Annotated in this window: 21 protein-coding genes and 1 riboswitch; of the genes, 9 read left to right on the forward strand and 12 right to left on the reverse strand. The window is 68.8% G+C overall.

What is annotated here, in order from left to right; genetic code table 11:
* Positions 1-6: 6 nt before the first annotated feature.
* Positions 7-1,224 carry an exodeoxyribonuclease VII large subunit gene (xseA, locus tag ACN8HC_RS12785; protein WP_490075346.1) on the reverse strand — a complete coding sequence of 406 codons (1,218 nt, stop codon included), beginning with the start codon at positions 1,222-1,224 and terminating at the stop codon, positions 7-9.
* A gap of 270 nt (positions 1,225-1,494) precedes the next feature.
* On the opposite strand from xseA, the gene ACN8HC_RS12790 reads away from it, so the two are divergent.
* The 3 genes from ACN8HC_RS12790 to ACN8HC_RS12800 are packed head-to-tail and all read left to right on the forward strand — an operon-like array spanning position 1,495 to position 4,531.
* Positions 1,495-2,154: a hypothetical protein gene (locus ACN8HC_RS12790; RefSeq protein ID WP_490075214.1), complete on the forward strand. Its 660-nt coding sequence runs from the start codon at positions 1,495-1,497 to the stop codon at positions 2,152-2,154.
* Between the two features lie 26 nt (positions 2,155-2,180).
* On the forward strand, positions 2,181-3,437 hold the full coding sequence (locus ACN8HC_RS12795; protein WP_490075215.1) for an alpha/beta fold hydrolase: 1,257 nt from the start codon (positions 2,181-2,183) through the stop codon (positions 3,435-3,437).
* A gap of 53 nt (positions 3,438-3,490) precedes the next feature.
* Positions 3,491-4,531, forward strand: coding sequence for a 4-hydroxy-3-methylbut-2-enyl diphosphate reductase (locus tag ACN8HC_RS12800; protein WP_490075216.1), 1,041 nt, complete (start codon positions 3,491-3,493; stop codon positions 4,529-4,531).
* 2 nt (positions 4,532-4,533) lie between these two features.
* On the opposite strand, the gene ACN8HC_RS12805 is transcribed toward ACN8HC_RS12800, so the two are convergent.
* The 3 genes from ACN8HC_RS12805 to ACN8HC_RS12815 are packed head-to-tail and all read right to left on the reverse strand — an operon-like array spanning position 4,534 to position 7,088.
* Positions 4,534-5,739 carry a DNA recombination protein RmuC gene (locus tag ACN8HC_RS12805; RefSeq protein ID WP_490075217.1) on the reverse strand — a complete coding sequence of 402 codons (1,206 nt, stop codon included), beginning with the start codon at positions 5,737-5,739 and terminating at the stop codon, positions 4,534-4,536.
* A gap of 38 nt (positions 5,740-5,777) precedes the next feature.
* On the reverse strand, positions 5,778-6,740 hold the full coding sequence (locus ACN8HC_RS12810) for a DUF389 domain-containing protein (RefSeq protein ID WP_490075218.1): 963 nt from the start codon (positions 6,738-6,740) through the stop codon (positions 5,778-5,780).
* Between the two features lie 33 nt (positions 6,741-6,773).
* Entirely contained in the window at positions 6,774-7,088 is a 315-nt protein-coding gene (locus tag ACN8HC_RS12815) for a DMT family transporter (RefSeq protein WP_490075219.1), read from the reverse strand.
* 18 nt (positions 7,089-7,106) lie between these two features.
* Positions 7,107-7,169, reverse strand: a riboswitch (guanidine-III (ykkC-III) riboswitch).
* Between the two features lie 116 nt (positions 7,170-7,285).
* Between ACN8HC_RS12815 and ychF the strand changes: the two genes are divergently transcribed.
* On the forward strand, positions 7,286-8,359 hold the full coding sequence (ychF, locus tag ACN8HC_RS12820) for a redox-regulated ATPase YchF (protein ID WP_490075220.1): 1,074 nt from the start codon (positions 7,286-7,288) through the stop codon (positions 8,357-8,359).
* Positions 8,360-8,412: 53 nt separating this feature from the next.
* Here ychF and ACN8HC_RS12825 read toward each other — a convergent pair whose 3' ends face one another.
* The gene (locus tag ACN8HC_RS12825; RefSeq protein ID WP_490075221.1) at positions 8,413-8,997 is read right to left on the reverse strand and encodes an ArsR/SmtB family transcription factor; all 585 of its coding nucleotides are present in this window, start codon (positions 8,995-8,997) and stop codon (positions 8,413-8,415) included.
* Positions 8,998-9,055: 58 nt separating this feature from the next.
* On the opposite strand from ACN8HC_RS12825, the gene ACN8HC_RS12830 reads away from it, so the two are divergent.
* Entirely contained in the window at positions 9,056-9,625 is a 570-nt protein-coding gene (locus tag ACN8HC_RS12830) for a dienelactone hydrolase family protein (protein ID WP_490075222.1), read from the forward strand.
* A 91-nt stretch (positions 9,626-9,716) separates the two neighbouring features.
* Positions 9,717-9,851, forward strand: coding sequence for a hypothetical protein (locus ACN8HC_RS12835; RefSeq protein ID WP_490075223.1), 135 nt, complete (start codon positions 9,717-9,719; stop codon positions 9,849-9,851).
* 40 nt (positions 9,852-9,891) lie between these two features.
* Here ACN8HC_RS12835 and ACN8HC_RS12840 read toward each other — a convergent pair whose 3' ends face one another.
* On the reverse strand, positions 9,892-10,377 hold the full coding sequence (locus tag ACN8HC_RS12840; protein WP_490075224.1) for a MaoC/PaaZ C-terminal domain-containing protein: 486 nt from the start codon (positions 10,375-10,377) through the stop codon (positions 9,892-9,894).
* 45 nt (positions 10,378-10,422) lie between these two features.
* Positions 10,423-11,007: a carboxymuconolactone decarboxylase family protein gene (locus ACN8HC_RS12845; protein ID WP_490075225.1), complete on the reverse strand. Its 585-nt coding sequence runs from the start codon at positions 11,005-11,007 to the stop codon at positions 10,423-10,425.
* 419 nt (positions 11,008-11,426) lie between these two features.
* On the opposite strand from ACN8HC_RS12845, the gene ACN8HC_RS12850 reads away from it, so the two are divergent.
* The 3 genes from ACN8HC_RS12850 (at position 11,427) to ACN8HC_RS12860 (ending at position 13,290) form a co-directional block, all read left to right on the forward strand.
* Complete coding sequence (locus ACN8HC_RS12850; RefSeq protein ID WP_490075226.1) at positions 11,427-11,681, forward strand: GNAT family N-acetyltransferase; 255 nt, start codon at positions 11,427-11,429, stop codon at positions 11,679-11,681.
* A gap of 83 nt (positions 11,682-11,764) precedes the next feature.
* Positions 11,765-12,661 (forward strand): heavy metal-binding domain-containing protein, encoded by an 897-nt coding sequence (locus tag ACN8HC_RS12855; protein WP_490075227.1) that lies wholly within the window; start codon positions 11,765-11,767, stop codon positions 12,659-12,661.
* A 185-nt stretch (positions 12,662-12,846) separates the two neighbouring features.
* The gene (locus ACN8HC_RS12860) at positions 12,847-13,290 is read left to right on the forward strand and encodes a hypothetical protein (protein WP_490075228.1); all 444 of its coding nucleotides are present in this window, start codon (positions 12,847-12,849) and stop codon (positions 13,288-13,290) included.
* Positions 13,291-13,316: 26 nt separating this feature from the next.
* Here ACN8HC_RS12860 and ACN8HC_RS12865 read toward each other — a convergent pair whose 3' ends face one another.
* Genes ACN8HC_RS12865 through ACN8HC_RS12885 form a run of 5 tightly spaced genes read right to left on the reverse strand, consistent with a single transcriptional unit; the run spans position 13,317 to position 16,925 of the window.
* Positions 13,317-13,787 (reverse strand): hypothetical protein, encoded by a 471-nt coding sequence (locus ACN8HC_RS12865; protein ID WP_490075229.1) that lies wholly within the window; start codon positions 13,785-13,787, stop codon positions 13,317-13,319.
* A 47-nt stretch (positions 13,788-13,834) separates the two neighbouring features.
* Positions 13,835-14,230: an RbsD/FucU domain-containing protein gene (locus tag ACN8HC_RS12870; protein WP_490075230.1), complete on the reverse strand. Its 396-nt coding sequence runs from the start codon at positions 14,228-14,230 to the stop codon at positions 13,835-13,837.
* Positions 14,227-15,159, reverse strand: coding sequence for a ribokinase (locus tag ACN8HC_RS12875; protein WP_490075231.1), 933 nt, complete (start codon positions 15,157-15,159; stop codon positions 14,227-14,229). Before ACN8HC_RS12875 ends, ACN8HC_RS12870 begins: the two co-directional genes overlap by 4 nt.
* Positions 15,152-15,943, reverse strand: coding sequence for an ATP-binding cassette domain-containing protein (locus ACN8HC_RS12880; RefSeq protein WP_490075232.1), 792 nt, complete (start codon positions 15,941-15,943; stop codon positions 15,152-15,154). Before ACN8HC_RS12880 ends, ACN8HC_RS12875 begins: the two co-directional genes overlap by 8 nt.
* A gap of 10 nt (positions 15,944-15,953) precedes the next feature.
* The gene (locus ACN8HC_RS12885) at positions 15,954-16,925 is read right to left on the reverse strand and encodes an ABC transporter permease (protein WP_490075233.1); all 972 of its coding nucleotides are present in this window, start codon (positions 16,923-16,925) and stop codon (positions 15,954-15,956) included.
* Between the last annotated feature and the right edge of the window lie 14 nt (positions 16,926-16,939).

A 16,939-nucleotide genomic window follows, 5' to 3' on the forward strand; every position in this document is an offset into this window, starting at 1 on the left:
GCGCGGTCAGGAGACCGGACGGACGGCGAAATCGCCGGATGCGACGGTGACGCGCAGCAGCTCGTCGGCCTCCGCCGTCGCGACGTCGGTGACCACCGCGCCGTCGGCGTGCCGGACGACGGCATACCCGCGCTCGAGCGTCTGCAGCGGCGACAGGGCGCGCAACTGGCCGCGCAGGTGCGCGACCTGGTCGTGCGCGCGATCCAGTCGGTGCGTCACCCGGGCGCGTGACCGGTCGCGCAGTGCTTCGACGGTCGCGCGCCGGGTGGCGACCATCGTGGCCGGCGCCACGAGCACCGGTCGGCTGCGCAGCTGCTCCAGGTGCCGCCGCTCGACGGTGAGCCGGCGGTGCAGGCCGCTCGCACCGCGGGTGCGCAGCTGACGCAGCCCGCGCAACTCGTCGGCGAGGTCGGGCACGATCCGCTTGGCTGCGTCCGTCGGCGTGGACGCGCGGACGTCGGCGACGAAGTCGAGCAGCGGCGTGTCCTCGTCGTGCCCGATCGCGCTCACCACCGGGGTGCGCGCTGCGGCCACCGCCCGCACCAACGTCTCGTTGCTGAACGGTAGGAGGTCCTCGAAGCCGCCGCCGCCCCGCGAGATCACGATGACGTCCACGTGCGGTGCCGTGTCGAGTTCGGCGAGCGCGGCGGTCACCTGCGGGACGGTGTCGGGCCCCTGGACCGCGACCTGCCGGATCTCGAAACGCGTTGCCGGCCAACGGCGGCGAGCGTTCTCGACGACGTCCTTCTCGGCCGCGCTCGCCCGCCCGCAGATCAGCCCGATGGTGCGTGGCAGGAACGGCAGCGCCTTCTTGCGCGCCGCCTCGAAGAGTCCTTCGCTGCGCAACAACTGTTTGAGATGCTCCAGGCGAGCGAGCAGCTCACCGACCCCGACCGGCCGCATCTGGCGTGCCTCGAGGTGCAACGTGCCGCGCTTCGTCCAGAAGCGCGGCTTGGCGTGCACGACGACACGCGCTCCCTGCTGCAGCCCCGGGCCCATCGCGTCGAGCGTGTTGACGTGCACGGTGACCGACAGCGACATGTCGACCTCCGGGTCGCGCAGCGTCACGTATGCCGTGGGCGCGCCGGGCCGCCGGTTGAGTTGCACGATCTGACCCTCGACCCACAGTGGCGACATCTTGTCCACGTAGTCGCTGATCTTCAGTGACAGCGTGCGCACCGGCCACGGCTGCTCGGCCGTGGTATCGGCCGCCTTCTCCGGCATGGCGTTGGTCACAGCGCCACTTTACGGTCGGACTTCCGGTGCTCCACCGCGCGCACACCTCGCGACGGTCGCGACTTGTGGACACCTGCAGCCGCATTCGCGCGCAGAACTCGCGACGGTCGCGACGTACGCGCACGTGGGGGCCTGGTTTCGTGCAATAACTCGCGACGGTCGCGACTTGCGTGCGGCGCCGGCCCGATCCCGGTCGTGCTGCGCATGAATGGTGCGGTCCCGGCCACCGTGCCGGGGAGGTGCACCAGGATGGTCGGTATGCCGACAAGCCAGCCCGCCGGATCATGGCCCGCCTGCGACGTCTGGTACTGGCGGGGGAGAAGTGTGCCGGAGGTGGTTCTGGCCGTTGCCAGCCAGGCGGAGCTCGACCAGGCGGCGCGGCAACCGCACCCGCTGGAGGAAGTGGCCGCAACGACCGCGGCCGGACTCCTGCGGCTGGCGGCCGCCGAATTCGTCCTCGGCGACTTGTCCATCTACGACCGGCAGAAATTTGCGCGCAGCCTGGACGTCGAGCGGGAGTGCTCGGCCTGTGACGAGCGGCACGGGCGACCCCGGCTGCCGATCCGGCGGCTGCACGTCGCCGTCACGCACACCACGGTCGGAGCGGATGCGCTCGTCGTGGCCGCCGCGTCCGCAGCCGGTGAGGTCGGCCTCGCGGTCGGTCCAGCCGGCGGCGCGGCGGACGTTCGCCACGACGCGGTGGCGGCTGCGGTCACCGACGGCCCGCACCCGCCGGCGCCGGAGGTCGAACTGCCGCCCGAGGTCCCCGGGGCGGCGAGGGCGGCAACCGACGGCTCGCCGGTGCCGTGCTGGCTCGATGAACTGGACCTGGGTTCCGGAGTCGCGGGTGCCGTGGCGGTGCGCACGGACGAAGAAGTCACCCTGCGCGTTGCGGACGCGGCGTCGCTGCTGGACTGAGCGCGGCCCGAACTACGCTCAGCGGTATGACGATCCGCATCCCCGGTCTCGCATTGACCGATCACACCCTGCAGGTACCGCTGGACCACGCCGACCCGGACGGCGGGACGATCGATGTGTTCGCGCGCGAAGCGGTCGCGGTCGACAAGGTGGGCGAGGACCTGCCGTGGCTGGTGTTCCTCCAGGGCGGGCCGGGCGGGGAGAGTCCCCGGCCGATGCGAGCGGACGGCTGGCTCGGGCACCTGACCAAGTCCCATCGGGTGCTGCTGCTCGATCAGCGCGGCTGCGGACGCTCGACACCGCTGACGGCCCGCTCCGTCGCCGGTATGACGGCCGCCGAGATCACGGCATACCTGCGGCACTTCCGCGCGGACAGCATCGTCGCCGACGCCGAGATCTTCCGGCAGCGGCTCGCCGGCGGCAAGCCGTGGACGACGCTCGGGCAGAGCTACGGCGGCTTCATCACCCTGACCTACCTGTCGCAGGCACCGGAGGGCTTGGCGGGCTGCCTGGTGACGGGCGGGCTGGCCGGCGTGCAGGCGGACGCGGCGGATGTCTACGCCCGCACCTTCCCGCGGATCGCCCGCAAGAACGCGGCCTACTACGAGCGGTACCCGGACGACGTGGCCGCGGTGCGCCGGATCGCCGACCACCTCGCGACGCACGAGGTGCTGCTGCCGGACGGTTCGCGGCTCACCCCCGAGCGGTTCCGGCTGATCGGCAGCATCTTCGGGATGAGCTACGGCTACGAGCACGTGCACTGGCTGCTCGAGACGGTGTGGGACGGGGATGAGATCGCCGATCGTTTTCGGCAGTCGGTGATGGCGGAGACGTCATACGCGCAGGGGCCGATCTACGCACTGCAGGAATACCTCTACGGCGCTCCCGGCAAGCCGACCGGCTGGGCCGCGGACCGGGAGATCGGGCGGCGGCCGGAGTTCGCCGCGGACGCCGACCCGCTGCTGTTCACCGGGGAGACGATGTTCCGCTGGATGTTCGACCAGATCCCGCTGCTCCGGCCGTTCGCCGGCGCGGCCGACCTGCTCGCGGCGGTGGACGACTGGCCGCCGCTCTACGACCTGGAGCGGCTGGCGGCCAACGAGGTCCCGGTGGTGGCGGCGGTGTACTTCGACGACATGTATGTCGATTCTTACCTCTCGCTGGACACCGCGCGCCGGGTCGGCAACGTGCGGCCGTGGGTGACCAACGAGTACGAGCACGACGGCCTGCGCACCGGCGCGGTGATCGAGCGCTTGACCGACATGCTGGCCGGCAAGGTGTGACCGCGGGTGCCGCCCGGTCGGGTGCGGCCCGCTCCGCCGCTTAGCATGGAGACATGACTTCGCCCGCACCGACCGACACCGACCAGGCCGTCGCCGAGCAGCGCAAGCGCGTGCTGCTCGCGGCGCCGCGTGGCTATTGCGCCGGCGTCGACCGCGCGGTCGTGACGGTGCAGAAGGCACTCGACCTCTACGGTCCACCGGTCTACGTGCGCAAGCAGATCGTGCACAACAAGCACGTCGTGGCGACGCTGGAGAAGCGCGGCGCCATCTTCGTGGACGAGACCGACGAGGTGCCCGAAGGCGCCACCGTCATCTTCTCCGCACACGGCATCGCCCCGACGGTGCGCGACCAGGCGAAGGCCTTGTCGCTGCGGACGATCGACGCGACGTGCCCGCTGGTGACCAAGGTGCACCGGGAGGCCCGGCGCTTCGCCTCCGACGAATACGACATCCTGCTCATCGGTCATGCCGGCCACGAGGAGGTCGTCGGCACCTCGGGCGAGGCACCGGACAACATCGTGCTGGTCGAGTCGCCGGAACAGGCCGACACGGTCGAGGTACGGCATCCGGACCGGCTGGTGTGGCTGTCGCAGACCACGCTGTCGGTGGACGAGACGATGGAGACGGTGCGCCGGCTGAAGGAGCGCTTCCCCAATCTGCAGGATCCGCCGTCGGACGACATCTGTTACGCGACCCAGAACCGCCAGCTCGCGGTCAAGCAGATGGCGCCGCGGACGGACCTGATGATCGTGGTCGGCAGCCGCAACTCGTCGAACTCGGTGCGGCTGGTGGAGGTCGCCAAGGAGCACGGCGCGCGCGACGGTCAGCTGGTCGACTACGCCGACGAGATCGACGAGTCGTGGCTGGACGGCGTGACCACGGTCGGCGTGACCTCGGGTGCCTCCGTGCCGGAGATCCTGGTGCGCGACGTCCTGAGCTATCTCGCGGAGCGCGGCTATGCCGACGTGGAGACGATCACCGCGGCCGAGGAGAGTCTGCTCTTCGCGCTGCCGACCGAGCTGCGCCGCGACCTGAAGGCCAGGGGTCACGACGACACGGTGCAGGTCCGGCACGACGCCGGATCGTTGCGCTGACGTCAGCCGGCATCACGCGCGGCTTCCTCACCGGATGAGGACGGGGCTGCTGCAGTGAAGTCCAGCATCGGCCGTGCGACGTCTGCGTCCAGTGCATCGATGAGTTCGTGCGCCGTGAGCGGACGGGCGCCCACCTCGACAGCACGCAACTCCTCGGGCGGACCGTCCTGCGCCAGCCCGAGCGCGTGCAGCTGCCGCGCCGTCACCAGCACCCGGGACTCCAGCGTGCCGATCATCGCGTTGTAGGCCTCGACCGACCTGGTCAGGGACTGCCCCACCCGAGCGGTGTGCCGGCTCATCGTGCCGAGTCGGTCGTAGAGGGTCTGGCCGAGCGCGAGCAGCTCCCGAGCGCCACGCGCCAGACTGTCCTGCTGCCACGCCGCTGCACTGGTGCGCAGCAGCGCCAGCAGCGTGCTCGGCGACGCCGGGACGACCTTGCGGCTCATCGCCCGGTCGAGGAGGGACGGGTCCTGCCGCAGTGCGGCCGCAAGCATGGCATCGGCCGGGATGAAGCACACGACCAGCTGTGGTGACTGCTCGAACGCGCTCCAGTAATCCTTCGCGGACAGCGAATCGACATGTCGGAGGAGCGCTTTGACGTGCTGGCCGAGCAGCGCGTCGCGCTCTTGGGCTGACCGGCCGTCCGCCTGGGCGTCGAGGAACGCACGGGTGGGTGCTTTGCTGTCGATGACCAGCACCCGCTCGCCCGGCAGCCGCACCACGACGTCCGGGCGCACCCGTGCGTCGTGTCTGCTCACCGCGGTGACCTGCTCGTCGAAGTCGCAGTGCGCCAGCATTCCGGAGTGCTCGAGCACCCGGCGCAGTTGCACCTCGCCCCAGGTGCCGCCGGTCGAGGTGGCCCGCAATGCACCGGCCAATTGGGTGGTCTCCTGGTGCAGTGCGCCGGTGACCCGGCCGACCTCCGCGAGACGTTCGCCGAGCTCGCCGAACTGCTCGACGCGGTCGCGCTCCAGCGTTGCGACCTGTTGCTCGACCCGCCCGAGCGTCGCGCTGAGCGGTGCCAGCACCGCCGCGGTCTGCTGGTCGTCGGCAACGGTCGACTCCAGGTCGATCACCCGCTCGCGCAACAGGTCACGCTCGGTGGCCAGGGAGGCGCGCCCGGCGGCATACGACTGCCGGAGCAGGACCCACGTGACGACCGCGGCCAGCACGGCACCCAGGACGACGCCGCTCAGGAATTCGGTCATGGAGAAACCCTGGCACGAGCCTCCGACAATCGATGGGATCAATCGGACGCGGCCCGGCCGAACAGGCGGTGGGCACTGGCTGTCAGGCGCTGCCAGAAGAGCCGTTGCAGGGTGAGCGTCACGATGCCGGCCAGCACCATGCCGGCCAGGTTGACGCCGAGCTGTGCCGCCGACCCGCGCAGCTCCGACGGCTCCCAGGTCGCCAGGCCGAGGGCCAGATTGCCCGCCGCCGGAACCGTCGTGACCGAGATGAAGACGCCGACCATCGCGGTCGCCTTGTCGGTCGTCATCGCGAGCACCCCGACCGCGCCGGCCACCAGGGCGACGATGAACGACCACCGGTCCGGCTGCCAGATGAACCCGGTCTGCGGTCGCGGCCGGGTCACGTCCGCCGGCGTGATCAGGTGCGCGCCGCGTGCGGCGAGCGCCACCAGCGCCACCAGAGCGATCGCGAAGAGGAACGACACGATGAGCAGTTGAGCGCTGCGCCATACCAGCGCCGCCCGACCGAAGACCACCCCCGTGCACAGCGCCGCGACGGGAGCGAAGTCCGGACTGACGACCATCGCGCCCACCACGAGGACGGACGAGTCGGTGATCACGGCGATCGCCGCGAGCACGGTCGCGAGCACGAGGAAGACGTGGTACGAGACCGTCGGTCGGCTCTCCGAGCGGGCGGTGTCCAGCACCTCGTCCCAGATCACCGCGTCGTCCGCTTCGCCCGGAGCCGCCTGCTCGAGTTCGGCGGCCCGCCGGAACGGTGTGCTGTTGGGCTCGGTGATGACGATGCCGCCGTGTTCGTCCAGGCCGGTGCGCCGCAGCGCGTCGAGGAGGTCCCCGGCGGACTCGCGCGCCGCGTCGCACTCGATCAGATCGCCGCGCGGATCACGGCAGGCACCGGGCAGGACGACGAGATTGGTCACGCACGGGTCCTTCTCCAGCAGGCCGACGACCGCACGAGACAGGTTCTCCGGAGCGGTCAACCGCAGGTGTACCAGCATGTTCCGCACCCTACGAGTTGCGAGCCGCGGACGTCAGTGGCTCAGCTTGAGACCCATCACACAGCCGACGATGCCGAGCAGGAACGCGATCTTCAGGAACGACGCCGATTCGGTGCCGGCGGCCATCGCGCAGACGACCGTGAGCACCGCGCCGATGCCGACCCAGACGGCATACGCGGTGCCGATCGGCAGGCTGCGCATGGCGACGGCCAGGCCGGTCATGCTCGCGACCAGGCCGACGACGAAGACGACGGTCGGTCCGGGACGGGTGAAACCCGCCGATTTGCCCAGGGCCGTTGCCCAGACGGCCTCCATCGCCCCGGACAGGATGAGCACGATCCACGCCATGACGGCACACTCCTTCGGACTGGCCGTCTTGTCGCTGTCCGGGTACGGCGCCATCGTCCGGGGGCCGGGATCGGGCCCGATGCCAAGTTCTCACAACGGTGTTCGCCGGGCAAATCGGCAAGCTGACAGCGATGTGCGTGGCTGCCGAGTGTATGGCGGCGGCCGCTCGTCTCGGCGACCACTAGAATCCTGAACCCGTGGCACTCACCATCGGAATCGTCGGACTTCCCAACGTCGGCAAGTCGACCATGTTCAACGCGCTGACCAAGAACAACGTGCTGGCGGCGAACTACCCCTTCGCGACCATCGAGCCGAACATCGGGGTGGTGCCGCTGCCCGACGAACGCCTGGACAACCTGGCCGCCCTGTTCAAGTCCGACAAGACCGTCCCGGCCACCGTGTCGTTCGTCGACATCGCCGGCATCGTGCGCGGCGCCTCCGAGGGGGAGGGCCTGGGCAACAAGTTCCTGGCCAACATCCGCGAGGCGGATGCGATCTGCCAGGTGATCCGGGTCTTCCACGACGACGACGTCGCCCACGTCGACGGCAAGGTCTCGCCCGAATCGGACATGGAGACGATCCACACCGAGCTGATCCTGGCCGACCTGCAGACGCTGGAGAAGGCCCTGCCGCGCCTGGACAAGGAGGTCAAGGGCAAGAAGACCGACAAGTCGGTGCTGGACGCCGCGCGCGAGGCGCAGACCATCCTCGAGGCCGGAGACACGTTGTTCGCCAAGGGTTTCGACGTCACGCCGATCCGCGAGCTGGGCCTGCTGACCGGAAAGCCGTTCCTCTACGTCTTCAACGTCGACGAGGACCAGCTGATCGATGACGAGCTGCAGGCGTCGTTGCAGAAGCTGGTCGAGCCGGCCGACGCGATCTTCCTCAACGCCAAGCTGGAGATGGACCTCACCGAGATGTCGGACGAGGAGGCCCTGGAGATGTTGCAGGGTTTCGGCGCCACCGAGTCGGGCCTTCATCAGTTGGCGCACAAGGGTTTTCACACCCTCGGCCTGCAGACCTACCTGACGGCGGGTCCGAAGGAGTCCCGGGCGTGGACCATCCGGCGGGGCTGGACCGCGCCACAGGCGGCCGGCGTCATACACACCGACTTCCAGAAGGGCTTCATCAAGGCGGAAGTCATCTCGTATGACGACCTCATCGAACTCGGCTCGGTCGCCGAGGCCCGCGCGCACGGCAAAGCGCGGATGGAGGGCAAGGACTACGTCATGCAGGACGGCGACGTGGTGGAGTTCCGCTTCAACGTCTGAGCGTCGCGAGATGTGAGTTGTTGTCGTTCTGCGGCGGCGAGAACGACAACAACTCACATCTCGGTGACCCGATCCGACGGCGGTGGAAGGTGCGGGTAGTCGCGGACCGGATAGATCCCGATCGCGAAGCCGTGCACGAGGTCGCCGCGGCGGGGGAGAGCGTCGAATTCGTCGACCAGCTCAATCATACGGCGCCAGAACTCCTTCTTCTGCTGGTCGCTGATGCGCGCATGCCGGATGAAGCCCCACAGCTGTCCCTCATGGTATGCCGGGGCCGACTCCCGCGCGGCGACCTCGAAATCGTTGAAGTCCAACGGTTGTTCGCCCTCACCGTCCGTGCCCTGGAGTGCGACGTAGAACAACCGCGCGGTTCGGCCGTAGAACGCCTCGTCGATCGCGCGGATCCGGCGCGTGCGGACCACGCGCACCAAGCCCGCGTCGGCGAGCACCTTGACGTGATGGGCGACGGTGCTCTTCGGCCGGCCCACCGCGGCACTGAGCTCGGTCACGCTCGCCGCACGCTCGTGCAGCAGGCCGAGGATCGTATTGCGGAGCGGATTGCCGAGTGCGCGGACCTGCGCCGGATCGGTGAGAACCCGACGGTCCTCGAGGTCGTAGTCGGGCGGCTTGCCATCCATGACAGAACATACTAGCGTTTTCGAACGTTCTATTTTTCCGGATCATTAGGCGGAGACAATGTCCGAAATCATCCTGTTCCACCACGCCCAGGGGCTCACCGAGGGTGTCCGCGCATTCGCGGACGAACTGCGCGCGGCGGGGCACACGGTGCACGTCCCCGACCTGTTCGACGGGCGCACCTTCGACGACGTCGAGTCAGGGGTCGACCACGCTCGCGAGATCGGCTTCGACAACGTCCTGGCACGAGGCGTCGCAGCTGCGGACGCATTGCCGAAAGACATTGTCTACGCCGGCTTTTCGATGGGAGTGATGTCGGCGCAGAAGCTCGCGCAGACCCGTCCGGGCGCGGCCGGCGCACTGTTCTTCGACTCCTGCCTGCCGGTTGCCGAGTTCGGCGAGTGGCCGGAGGGCTTGCCTGCGCAGATCCACGGCGGGACGGATGACGAATGGTTCGCCGAAGACCTGGAGTTCGCCCGTCAGTTGGCCGACTCCACGCCGACGGTCGAGCTGTTCCTCTACTCGGGCACGCAGCACCTGTTCGCCGATTCCTCGCTCAAGTCCTATGACCCGGAGGCGGCCCGTCTGGTGCTGCAGCGCACGTTGTCGTTCCTTGCCACGCTGCCCTGAGCGCCTCGCTCGGACGCTCGTATGACGACGTCCGATTGCCAGGCTCTCGAGGCGAACAACGGCTGCCGGCATACCCGAAAGAGGCGTCCCGGTGAGAGTGCTGCACATCCTCGCCCGTGTCGCCTTCGGGGCGCCGTTCGCGGTGCTCGGCTTCGACGCCGCGAAGGACCCGGGTGGCCGGGTGCAGATGGTCGAGGCGTTCGGGATCCCGCAGGCGAAGCGCTGATCGGACCTACCTCAGCAGCGCCGACGTCGGGGCCGACTGGTCACAGTTTCGCGACCCGGGCCGGCCGGCGGGAGACCATGAGCCCGATGTTGCCGCGCTGGACGACCGTCCCGTCCTGGTTGGTCAGGACCAGTTCACGGTCGAGAATGCCGGCCTTGCCGTTGCTCGTGGCCCGCACGCCGGTGATGGTCAGCGTGCATCGCACGGTGTCGCCGACCACGATCGGGTGCTCGAAACGCCAGCCGTCGATGCCCAACAGCGCGATCGAGCACCCCTCGAAGACGCCCAGGCGGGAGACGAGGCCGAGCGCGACGGACAGGCCGAGCATCCCGTGCGCGATCGGTTCACCGAACCGTCCGCCGGCGCTGTGCACCGCATCGGTGTGCACCGGATTGGTGTCCCAGCTCCAGCCGGCGAACGACACGATGTCCGCCTCGGTGATGGTCCGGCCCTGCGTGTCGAAGACTTGACCGACGGCGAAGTCCTCGAAGTGCCAGTCGGCTGGTGATCGCATCTCCGGTGTCATGCGCCGATCATCGCGGATCCAGCCGGAGCCTGCCCGTTCCGCTCCTCAGCGGCTTGCCGCTGGTGGCCGTCCGTAGGTGACCGCGGCGCGCACCGCGTCGGGTGCGTCCTTCACCAACTGCGCATCGGGCGCGGCGGCGAGCGCGTCGTTGACGGTGGAGAACGCGAGCCGGAGCGCGATGAACACCGTTGCCTCGAAGATCGCCTGATCGGAGAGTCCGCACTCCCGCAGTTCGGCGACCTGCTCGGCTGTGGTCGCGTTCGGGTCCGACACGACGGCGTGCGCCCAGTGCGCCAGGGTGCGCTGCCGGAGCGCCAATGCCTCGGGCCGTCCGTGGAGCGCCTCGGCCGCCCGGTGCTCGCCGACCAGCTCGGCCAGTCGGCTGCCCCAGGCGAGTGAGCAATACGAGTCCTCCCGGGCACGCGCTGTCGCGACCACGAGGACCGCTCGGTCCAGGTCGTCGAGCGCGCTGGACTCCAATACTTGCCCCCGGAGAGCGCTGAATGCGTCCAGCAGGTCGGGTCGCCAGGCCCACAGCCGCGTCAGGTTTCCGACATACCCGTCGGTTTCGAGATCGGCGTCGTATGCCGCGTCACGTTCCGGGGATGCAGGAGCTTCGGAGATGAACATGTTCCAGTGTCCCGTGCAAGGAATCGGCTGTCTCCCGGAACACGACATCCGGGCCGCCGACGGGGGCTTGCACAATAGGAGCACGTGACCCAGCCCGAGAGAGCCGAGGCGACTGTGACACAACCTGGCCGATGCACGACGCCGGCTGCCGGCGGTGAGCTGCACTTCCGGCTGGCGACTTCGTCCGACGTCTCGGCGATCGTCACGCTCGTGGAGTCGGCGTACCGCGGTGAGTCGAGCCGGACCGGCTGGACGACCGAGGCCGACCTGCTGCACGGCCAGCGGACCGACGCGGAAGAGGTTTCGACACTGCTGGCCGGCGCGGACGGTGTGCTGCTCGTCGCCCTTCGCGGCGGGCGCGTCGTCGGCACATGCCAGCTCCAACGGCGCGGCGTACGAGCGTATTTCGGCATTTCGCCGTGTCGCCGGACCTGCAGGGCAGCGGCGTCGGCACGCACGTCATCCGGTATGCCGAGCGGTATGCCGCCGAGCAGTGGGCCAGCCGGCACATGGAGATGACTGTGATCCGCCAGCGCACCGATCTGATCGCCTTCTACCAGCGGCGCGGTTATCGGGACACCGGCATTCATTCCCCGTTCCCGTACGGCGACGAGCGTTTCGGCATACCGCAGCGGGACGACCTGGAGTTCACGCTGCTGGAGAAGGATTTGTGACGTTGCGCTGCGGGCGGCGTTCAGCGAATCCACAGCAACTCGTCCGAAGCTGCAGCATCGGACCACGTGGAGGGGTATCGCGCATGGCGTTCGGCAAGAAGGACAACGATCCGCAGACTGTGCTTCCGCAAGGAGCGCCACCTCCGCAGGCTGTGCCCGGGCCGCCGCCGGCGAACCCGTCCGGCATTCCCGCGGCGGCCATGGAGCGGGTGCAGCGACTCGCCGCGCGGGAACGGCAGGACAAGTCGGCGTTCACCTCCGATCTGTCGGTGAGCGAGTTCCTGCTCGTGCACAAGCTCGGCTTCGACGCCGTCGGCTACGTCATGGGCACGTCGATCTACCACATCGGTTTCCAGGCGCAGCGCTGGGGACAATCGATGGAGCTGGAAGTGTTGTCCGCGGCGATGTACCACGCCCGATCGCTGGCGGTCGAGCGGATGCGCAGCGAAGCGCACGCGCTCGGCGCCGACGGCATCGTCGGCGTGAAACTGCAGATCCAGCGATATGCCTGGCAGCAGGGCGAATTGGAGTTCATCGCGCAAGGCACCGCGATCCGCGCGCGGCAGCCGAGTGCGTCATACAAGCTGCAGGACGGCGGCCCGTTCACCTCCGACCTGTCCGGGCAGGACTTCTACACGCTGGTGCGTGCCGGCCACTTCCCGCGGGCATTCGTCTTCGGTGCCTGCGTCTATCACGTTGCCCACCAAGGGATCCGGCAGAGCATGAAGATGGCCGGCCGCAACATGGAGATGCCGCAATTCACCGAAGCTGCATACACCGCACGGGAACTCGCGATGACCCGGATGGAGAACGAAGCCAATCGTTTCGGCGCCGACGGGATCGTCGGCGTGCGCACCGACGTCAGTGCGCACATCTGGGGTGAGCACGCGTCGGAGTTCCTCGCGATCGGCACCGGTGTGGTGAGTTCGCCGGAGAGCGGTATGCCGGAGCCGAATCTCACGCTCAGCCTGGACACCTGATGTTCGGCCATGGGAAGCGCCGGCACGGGAGGGCCGGGGTCCCCGCGAAGTATTCGGAGGAGCGAGGCGGGGTCCCCGCGGAGTATCGGGGGAGCGAAGCGGAGGAGAACTCCGTGGGGTGCCGGAGCGGGGGAGAAACTTCGTGGGGTGGCTTGATGCCGCCGCCGCCCGAATACGGTCCGTCGGTGCCGAAACCCTTCTCGGAGTTGCTTCCTCAGGGCCAGGAGAGTGCGCTCGGCCGTCTCGCGCGCACCTCGCGGATCCCCGAGGAGGCGCGGACGCTGCTCCACACCCTGGACACCGAGACGACGCAGACACTGCAGTACCTGGCGCGTGACCCCACGGCGGTGCGCGACCGCTACGAGGTGGAGCAGATTCGCGACGAGCACGCGCCGACGGTCGTGCAGAGCTACGTCTCCGTGCCGGACGCCCTCGGCACCACCCTGCCTGACGGCCGGACGCTGGGCCAGGTGCTCGTCGGGAACCTGACGACGTTGCTGCACGCCACCCGGGAGATCCGGCGTCGCGCGACCGAACGCGGCGAGCAACAGATGCAGGTCAACGACGTGTTCCTGCGCGACAAGTTCGACCGAGGCGACGAATCGTTGCGTTTGCCGCCGGATGAGTGAGCTGCTGACCGATGTCGTTTCTCGGCTCAGCCGGCCATGAAACAGCCGAGCACGACCAGGATGAGGCTGAGTACGCCGAGTGTTGCGCGGAGCGCGTCGGCCGAGCGACGGCCTCGCCGGATGGCCTCCGCCGTGGCCGGGTTCTGTCCGGACTCCAGCGCGGCGTGCCGCAATCGGGTCATCCGCCGGGCCTGCTGAACGGCGACGCCGAGCAGGACGATCAGCAGGATCGCGACGACCAGACTGATGATCAGCGCCGCATCCCAGGGATGATCGCGCGCGACCAGCGCGCCGCTGATCAGACCGATCACGAGCGCCGGCGTGCCGACCCACAGATAGCTGCGGCCGAGCGAGCGAAAGAACGCCACCCGCGCTGCTGGATCAATCGTGGCGGTGGCGGCGCGTGCAACGACACCGATCGCGACATACCCACCGATCCACACACTGGTGCTGAGGACCAGGATCGTCACCAGTACGCCATGACCGAAGCTCGACATGGTTTTCACCATAATTCATTGTGAAAACGTGGGCTCGAGCGGTCCGGTCAGGACGCGCCGAAGGGCACTCCGGCCTGGCAGAGAACGTTGGCGAAGAACGTCGCCTCACCGGTGCGAATGGCGAACTTGGCGGCCAGCGCCCGGCGCTTGAACTGCTCGTGGTCGATCGGCTCGGGGGAGAGACCGAGGTGCGTGAGAGCGTCCAGGCAGGTCGGGTTCGCCTCGAGCATCTCGCGGGAGATCCAGCTCGCCTCCAGCGTCAACGCCGGCAACACCGTTTGCACGACATCCACGAAACTCGCGGCGCCGTAGCGGTATCCGAGGTCGACAGTTGGAACGTTCCCGAGCGGGAGGCCGCTGTCGCACACCACGAACTGTTCGGTGTGTCGCAAACCACCGAGCTGCCGGGCGAGCTCCGAATGGGTGATGCCGGTGGTGATCATGTGCTCGATTCCGTGGTGATGGGCGGTGTTCGGTCGATGAGATGGGAAAGCGTGGCGAAACGGTCGTATCCTCCCTGGGCGCCCGGCGCGGCGACGGCGAGGGAGCCTGCGGTGACGGCATACCGCAGCGCCTCGGGCAACGCAGCCCCGGCGGCGAGCCGACCGGCGAGAACACCGCAGAACGCGTCGCCCGCGCCGGTGGTGTCGACGACGGACGGCGTGGGCGGAGTCGGCGCCGTGCAGACGCCATCGGGCGTGCAGAGCACCGCTCCACGTTCGCCGAGGGTCGTGATGACCGCACCGACGCCTCGGTCGATCAGCGCCCGCGACGCTGTGACGATCGAGCCGTGGTTGGCGATGTCGACGGCGGCCTGTCCACTGGCCTCTGCAAGCTCGTGTTCGTTGACGATGAGGACGTCGCAGCGCCCGAGCAGCTCGTCGCTGAGCTGCGCCGCCGGCGCGGCGTTGAGCAGGAATCTCCCCGACGCCGCCGTCGCTGCGGCGTGCGCCACCGCCATCGGGATTTCCAGCTGGCAGAGCACGACGTCGGTCGGAGTCAGCGGTGGAAGGTGTTCGGACCACCGATGATTGGCACCCGGAACGACCAGGATCGTGTTGTCACCGGACGCGACCGTGATCCACGCGCTCCCGGTCGGCGCATCCGTCACCCGTCGAACACCGCTCGTGTCGATGCCGGCGTCGGCCAGAGCGCGGAACGCGATGTCACCCTCCGCGTCAGGGCCGAGGCAGGCCACCATCGCAACGGAAGCCCCGGACTTCGCTGCCGCCACAGCCTGATTCGCTCCCTTGCCGCCGACCCCGGTGGACAATGACGAGGCGAGCAACGTCTCACCCGGGCGTGGAAAACGATCAACGGTCACGGTGCGGTCGACGTTGACCGAGCCGATGACCACGACCCGATCACTCACCGGTGTCTCCCGGTTGCGCGCCGGTGATGAGCGCGACCAGGTCGTCCGGCGACACGGTGGCGACCTCGCGTCGGGCGACCGTCGTGCCGCGGCGTAGCACGACCGCGACATCGGCCAGTCGCTTCACCTGCGCCATGTCGTGGCTGATCAAGAGCACGGTGACACCGCGATCGCGCAGTCGGCGGACGAGCGTTTCGACCGCCGCGGTCTCGCGAACGCCGAGGGCCGCCGTCGGCTCGTCCATGATCACCAGCTGCTTGCCCCAGTGCGCTGCCCGGGCGATCGCGATGCTCTGTCGCTGGCCACCCGACATACGGCGAACAGTGCTGGAAACGCTGGGGATGTCGACGTCCAGTTCGGTCAGGATCTTCGTCGCCTGGCTGCGCATCGCCTTCTTGTCCAGGACGCGCAGCGGCCCCGCCCCGCGGGTGAGTTCCCGGCGCAGGAAGAGGTTCTGCCACACCGGTAGGTCGTCGATGAGCGACAACGTCTGGTAGACGGTCTCGATCCCGGCTCGCCGACTGTCTGCGGGACTGGCGAAGTGCACCTGCTCCCCGTTGATCGTGATGGTGCCGGTGTCCGGCGGGTGCACACCGGTGAGACAACGCACCAGGGTCGACTTCCCGGCGCCGTTGTCGCCCAGTAGTGCGGTGACCTTGCCGCGCTCCAGCGTCAGGTCGGCGTGGCGCAGGGCCCGCACGGCGTCGAACGACTTGCTCAGCCCACCGGCTTCGAGCAGTAGGTCCTGCCCGACCGGCTTCTTCAGCTCCACTTGAGTGTTCACGCTGTCGGTCCTATCGCTGGAAGCGGGAGAGGAAGGCGGCCCCGAGCACCACGATGCCGACCGCGATCGGCTGGTAGTACTGCGAGATGTTCAGCAGCGTGAACCCGTTGAGCAGCGTCTGCAAGAGCACCGCCCCCGCGGCCGCGCCGAGCACGGACGCCCGGCCGCCCGCCAGGCTGGAGCCGCCCAGGACGACTGCGGCGATGGAGCTGAGCAGCAGATTGGTCTGCATCGTGGGGTCCGAGCCGCCGTTGTTGGACACGAAGAGCACACCGGCGATCCCGCAGGCCAGACCGGACGCGGCATACGCCAGCAGCCGGATCCGGTTGACCGGGATCCCGACGTCGCGAGCGGCGTCCAGGTTGCCGCCGGTGCTGAGCAGATAGGTGCCAGTGCGGGTTCGGAACAGCAGGTATGCCGTGAGCGCGGCCACGATCACGCCGACCAGCCAGAACCACCGGATCGGCCCGATGCCGTCCAGCGCCAGGCCCTGCAGGAAGCCGGAGGACACCGCAGTCTGGTTGCCACTGGTGATGAGCAGGGTCAAGCCGCTCACCACCGAGAGCGAGCCCAGCGTCACGATGAAGTCCGCCATCTTCAGCTGGGCCACCAGCACGCCGTTGACGATGCCGACGAGCAGGCCGGCGACGATGCCGGCCGCGATCGCGGCCGGCGTGCCCCAGCCGTGCGACCAGGTCCAACCGATCACTGTGGCAGCCCAGGGCAGGTTCGACCCGACGGACAGGTCGATGCCGGCCACCGTGATGACCAGTTGCTGACCCATTGACAGCACCACCAGGATCGCGGCGGAGATGAACAACGCAGTCATGTTGCTCGTGGTCAGGAACTTCGGCGTGGCGATGAAGAAGACGACGAAGAGTGCGACCAGGGCGATGGGCGCGGCATGCCGGGCGATCGTCTCGCCCGCGCCCCGGTGCAGCGCCGGCGGTGCCTGCGCCTCTGCTGCGGCTTGCACGGTCATGGGTTCACCTACAG

Source organism: Flexivirga sp. YIM B11880, assembly GCF_058148645.1.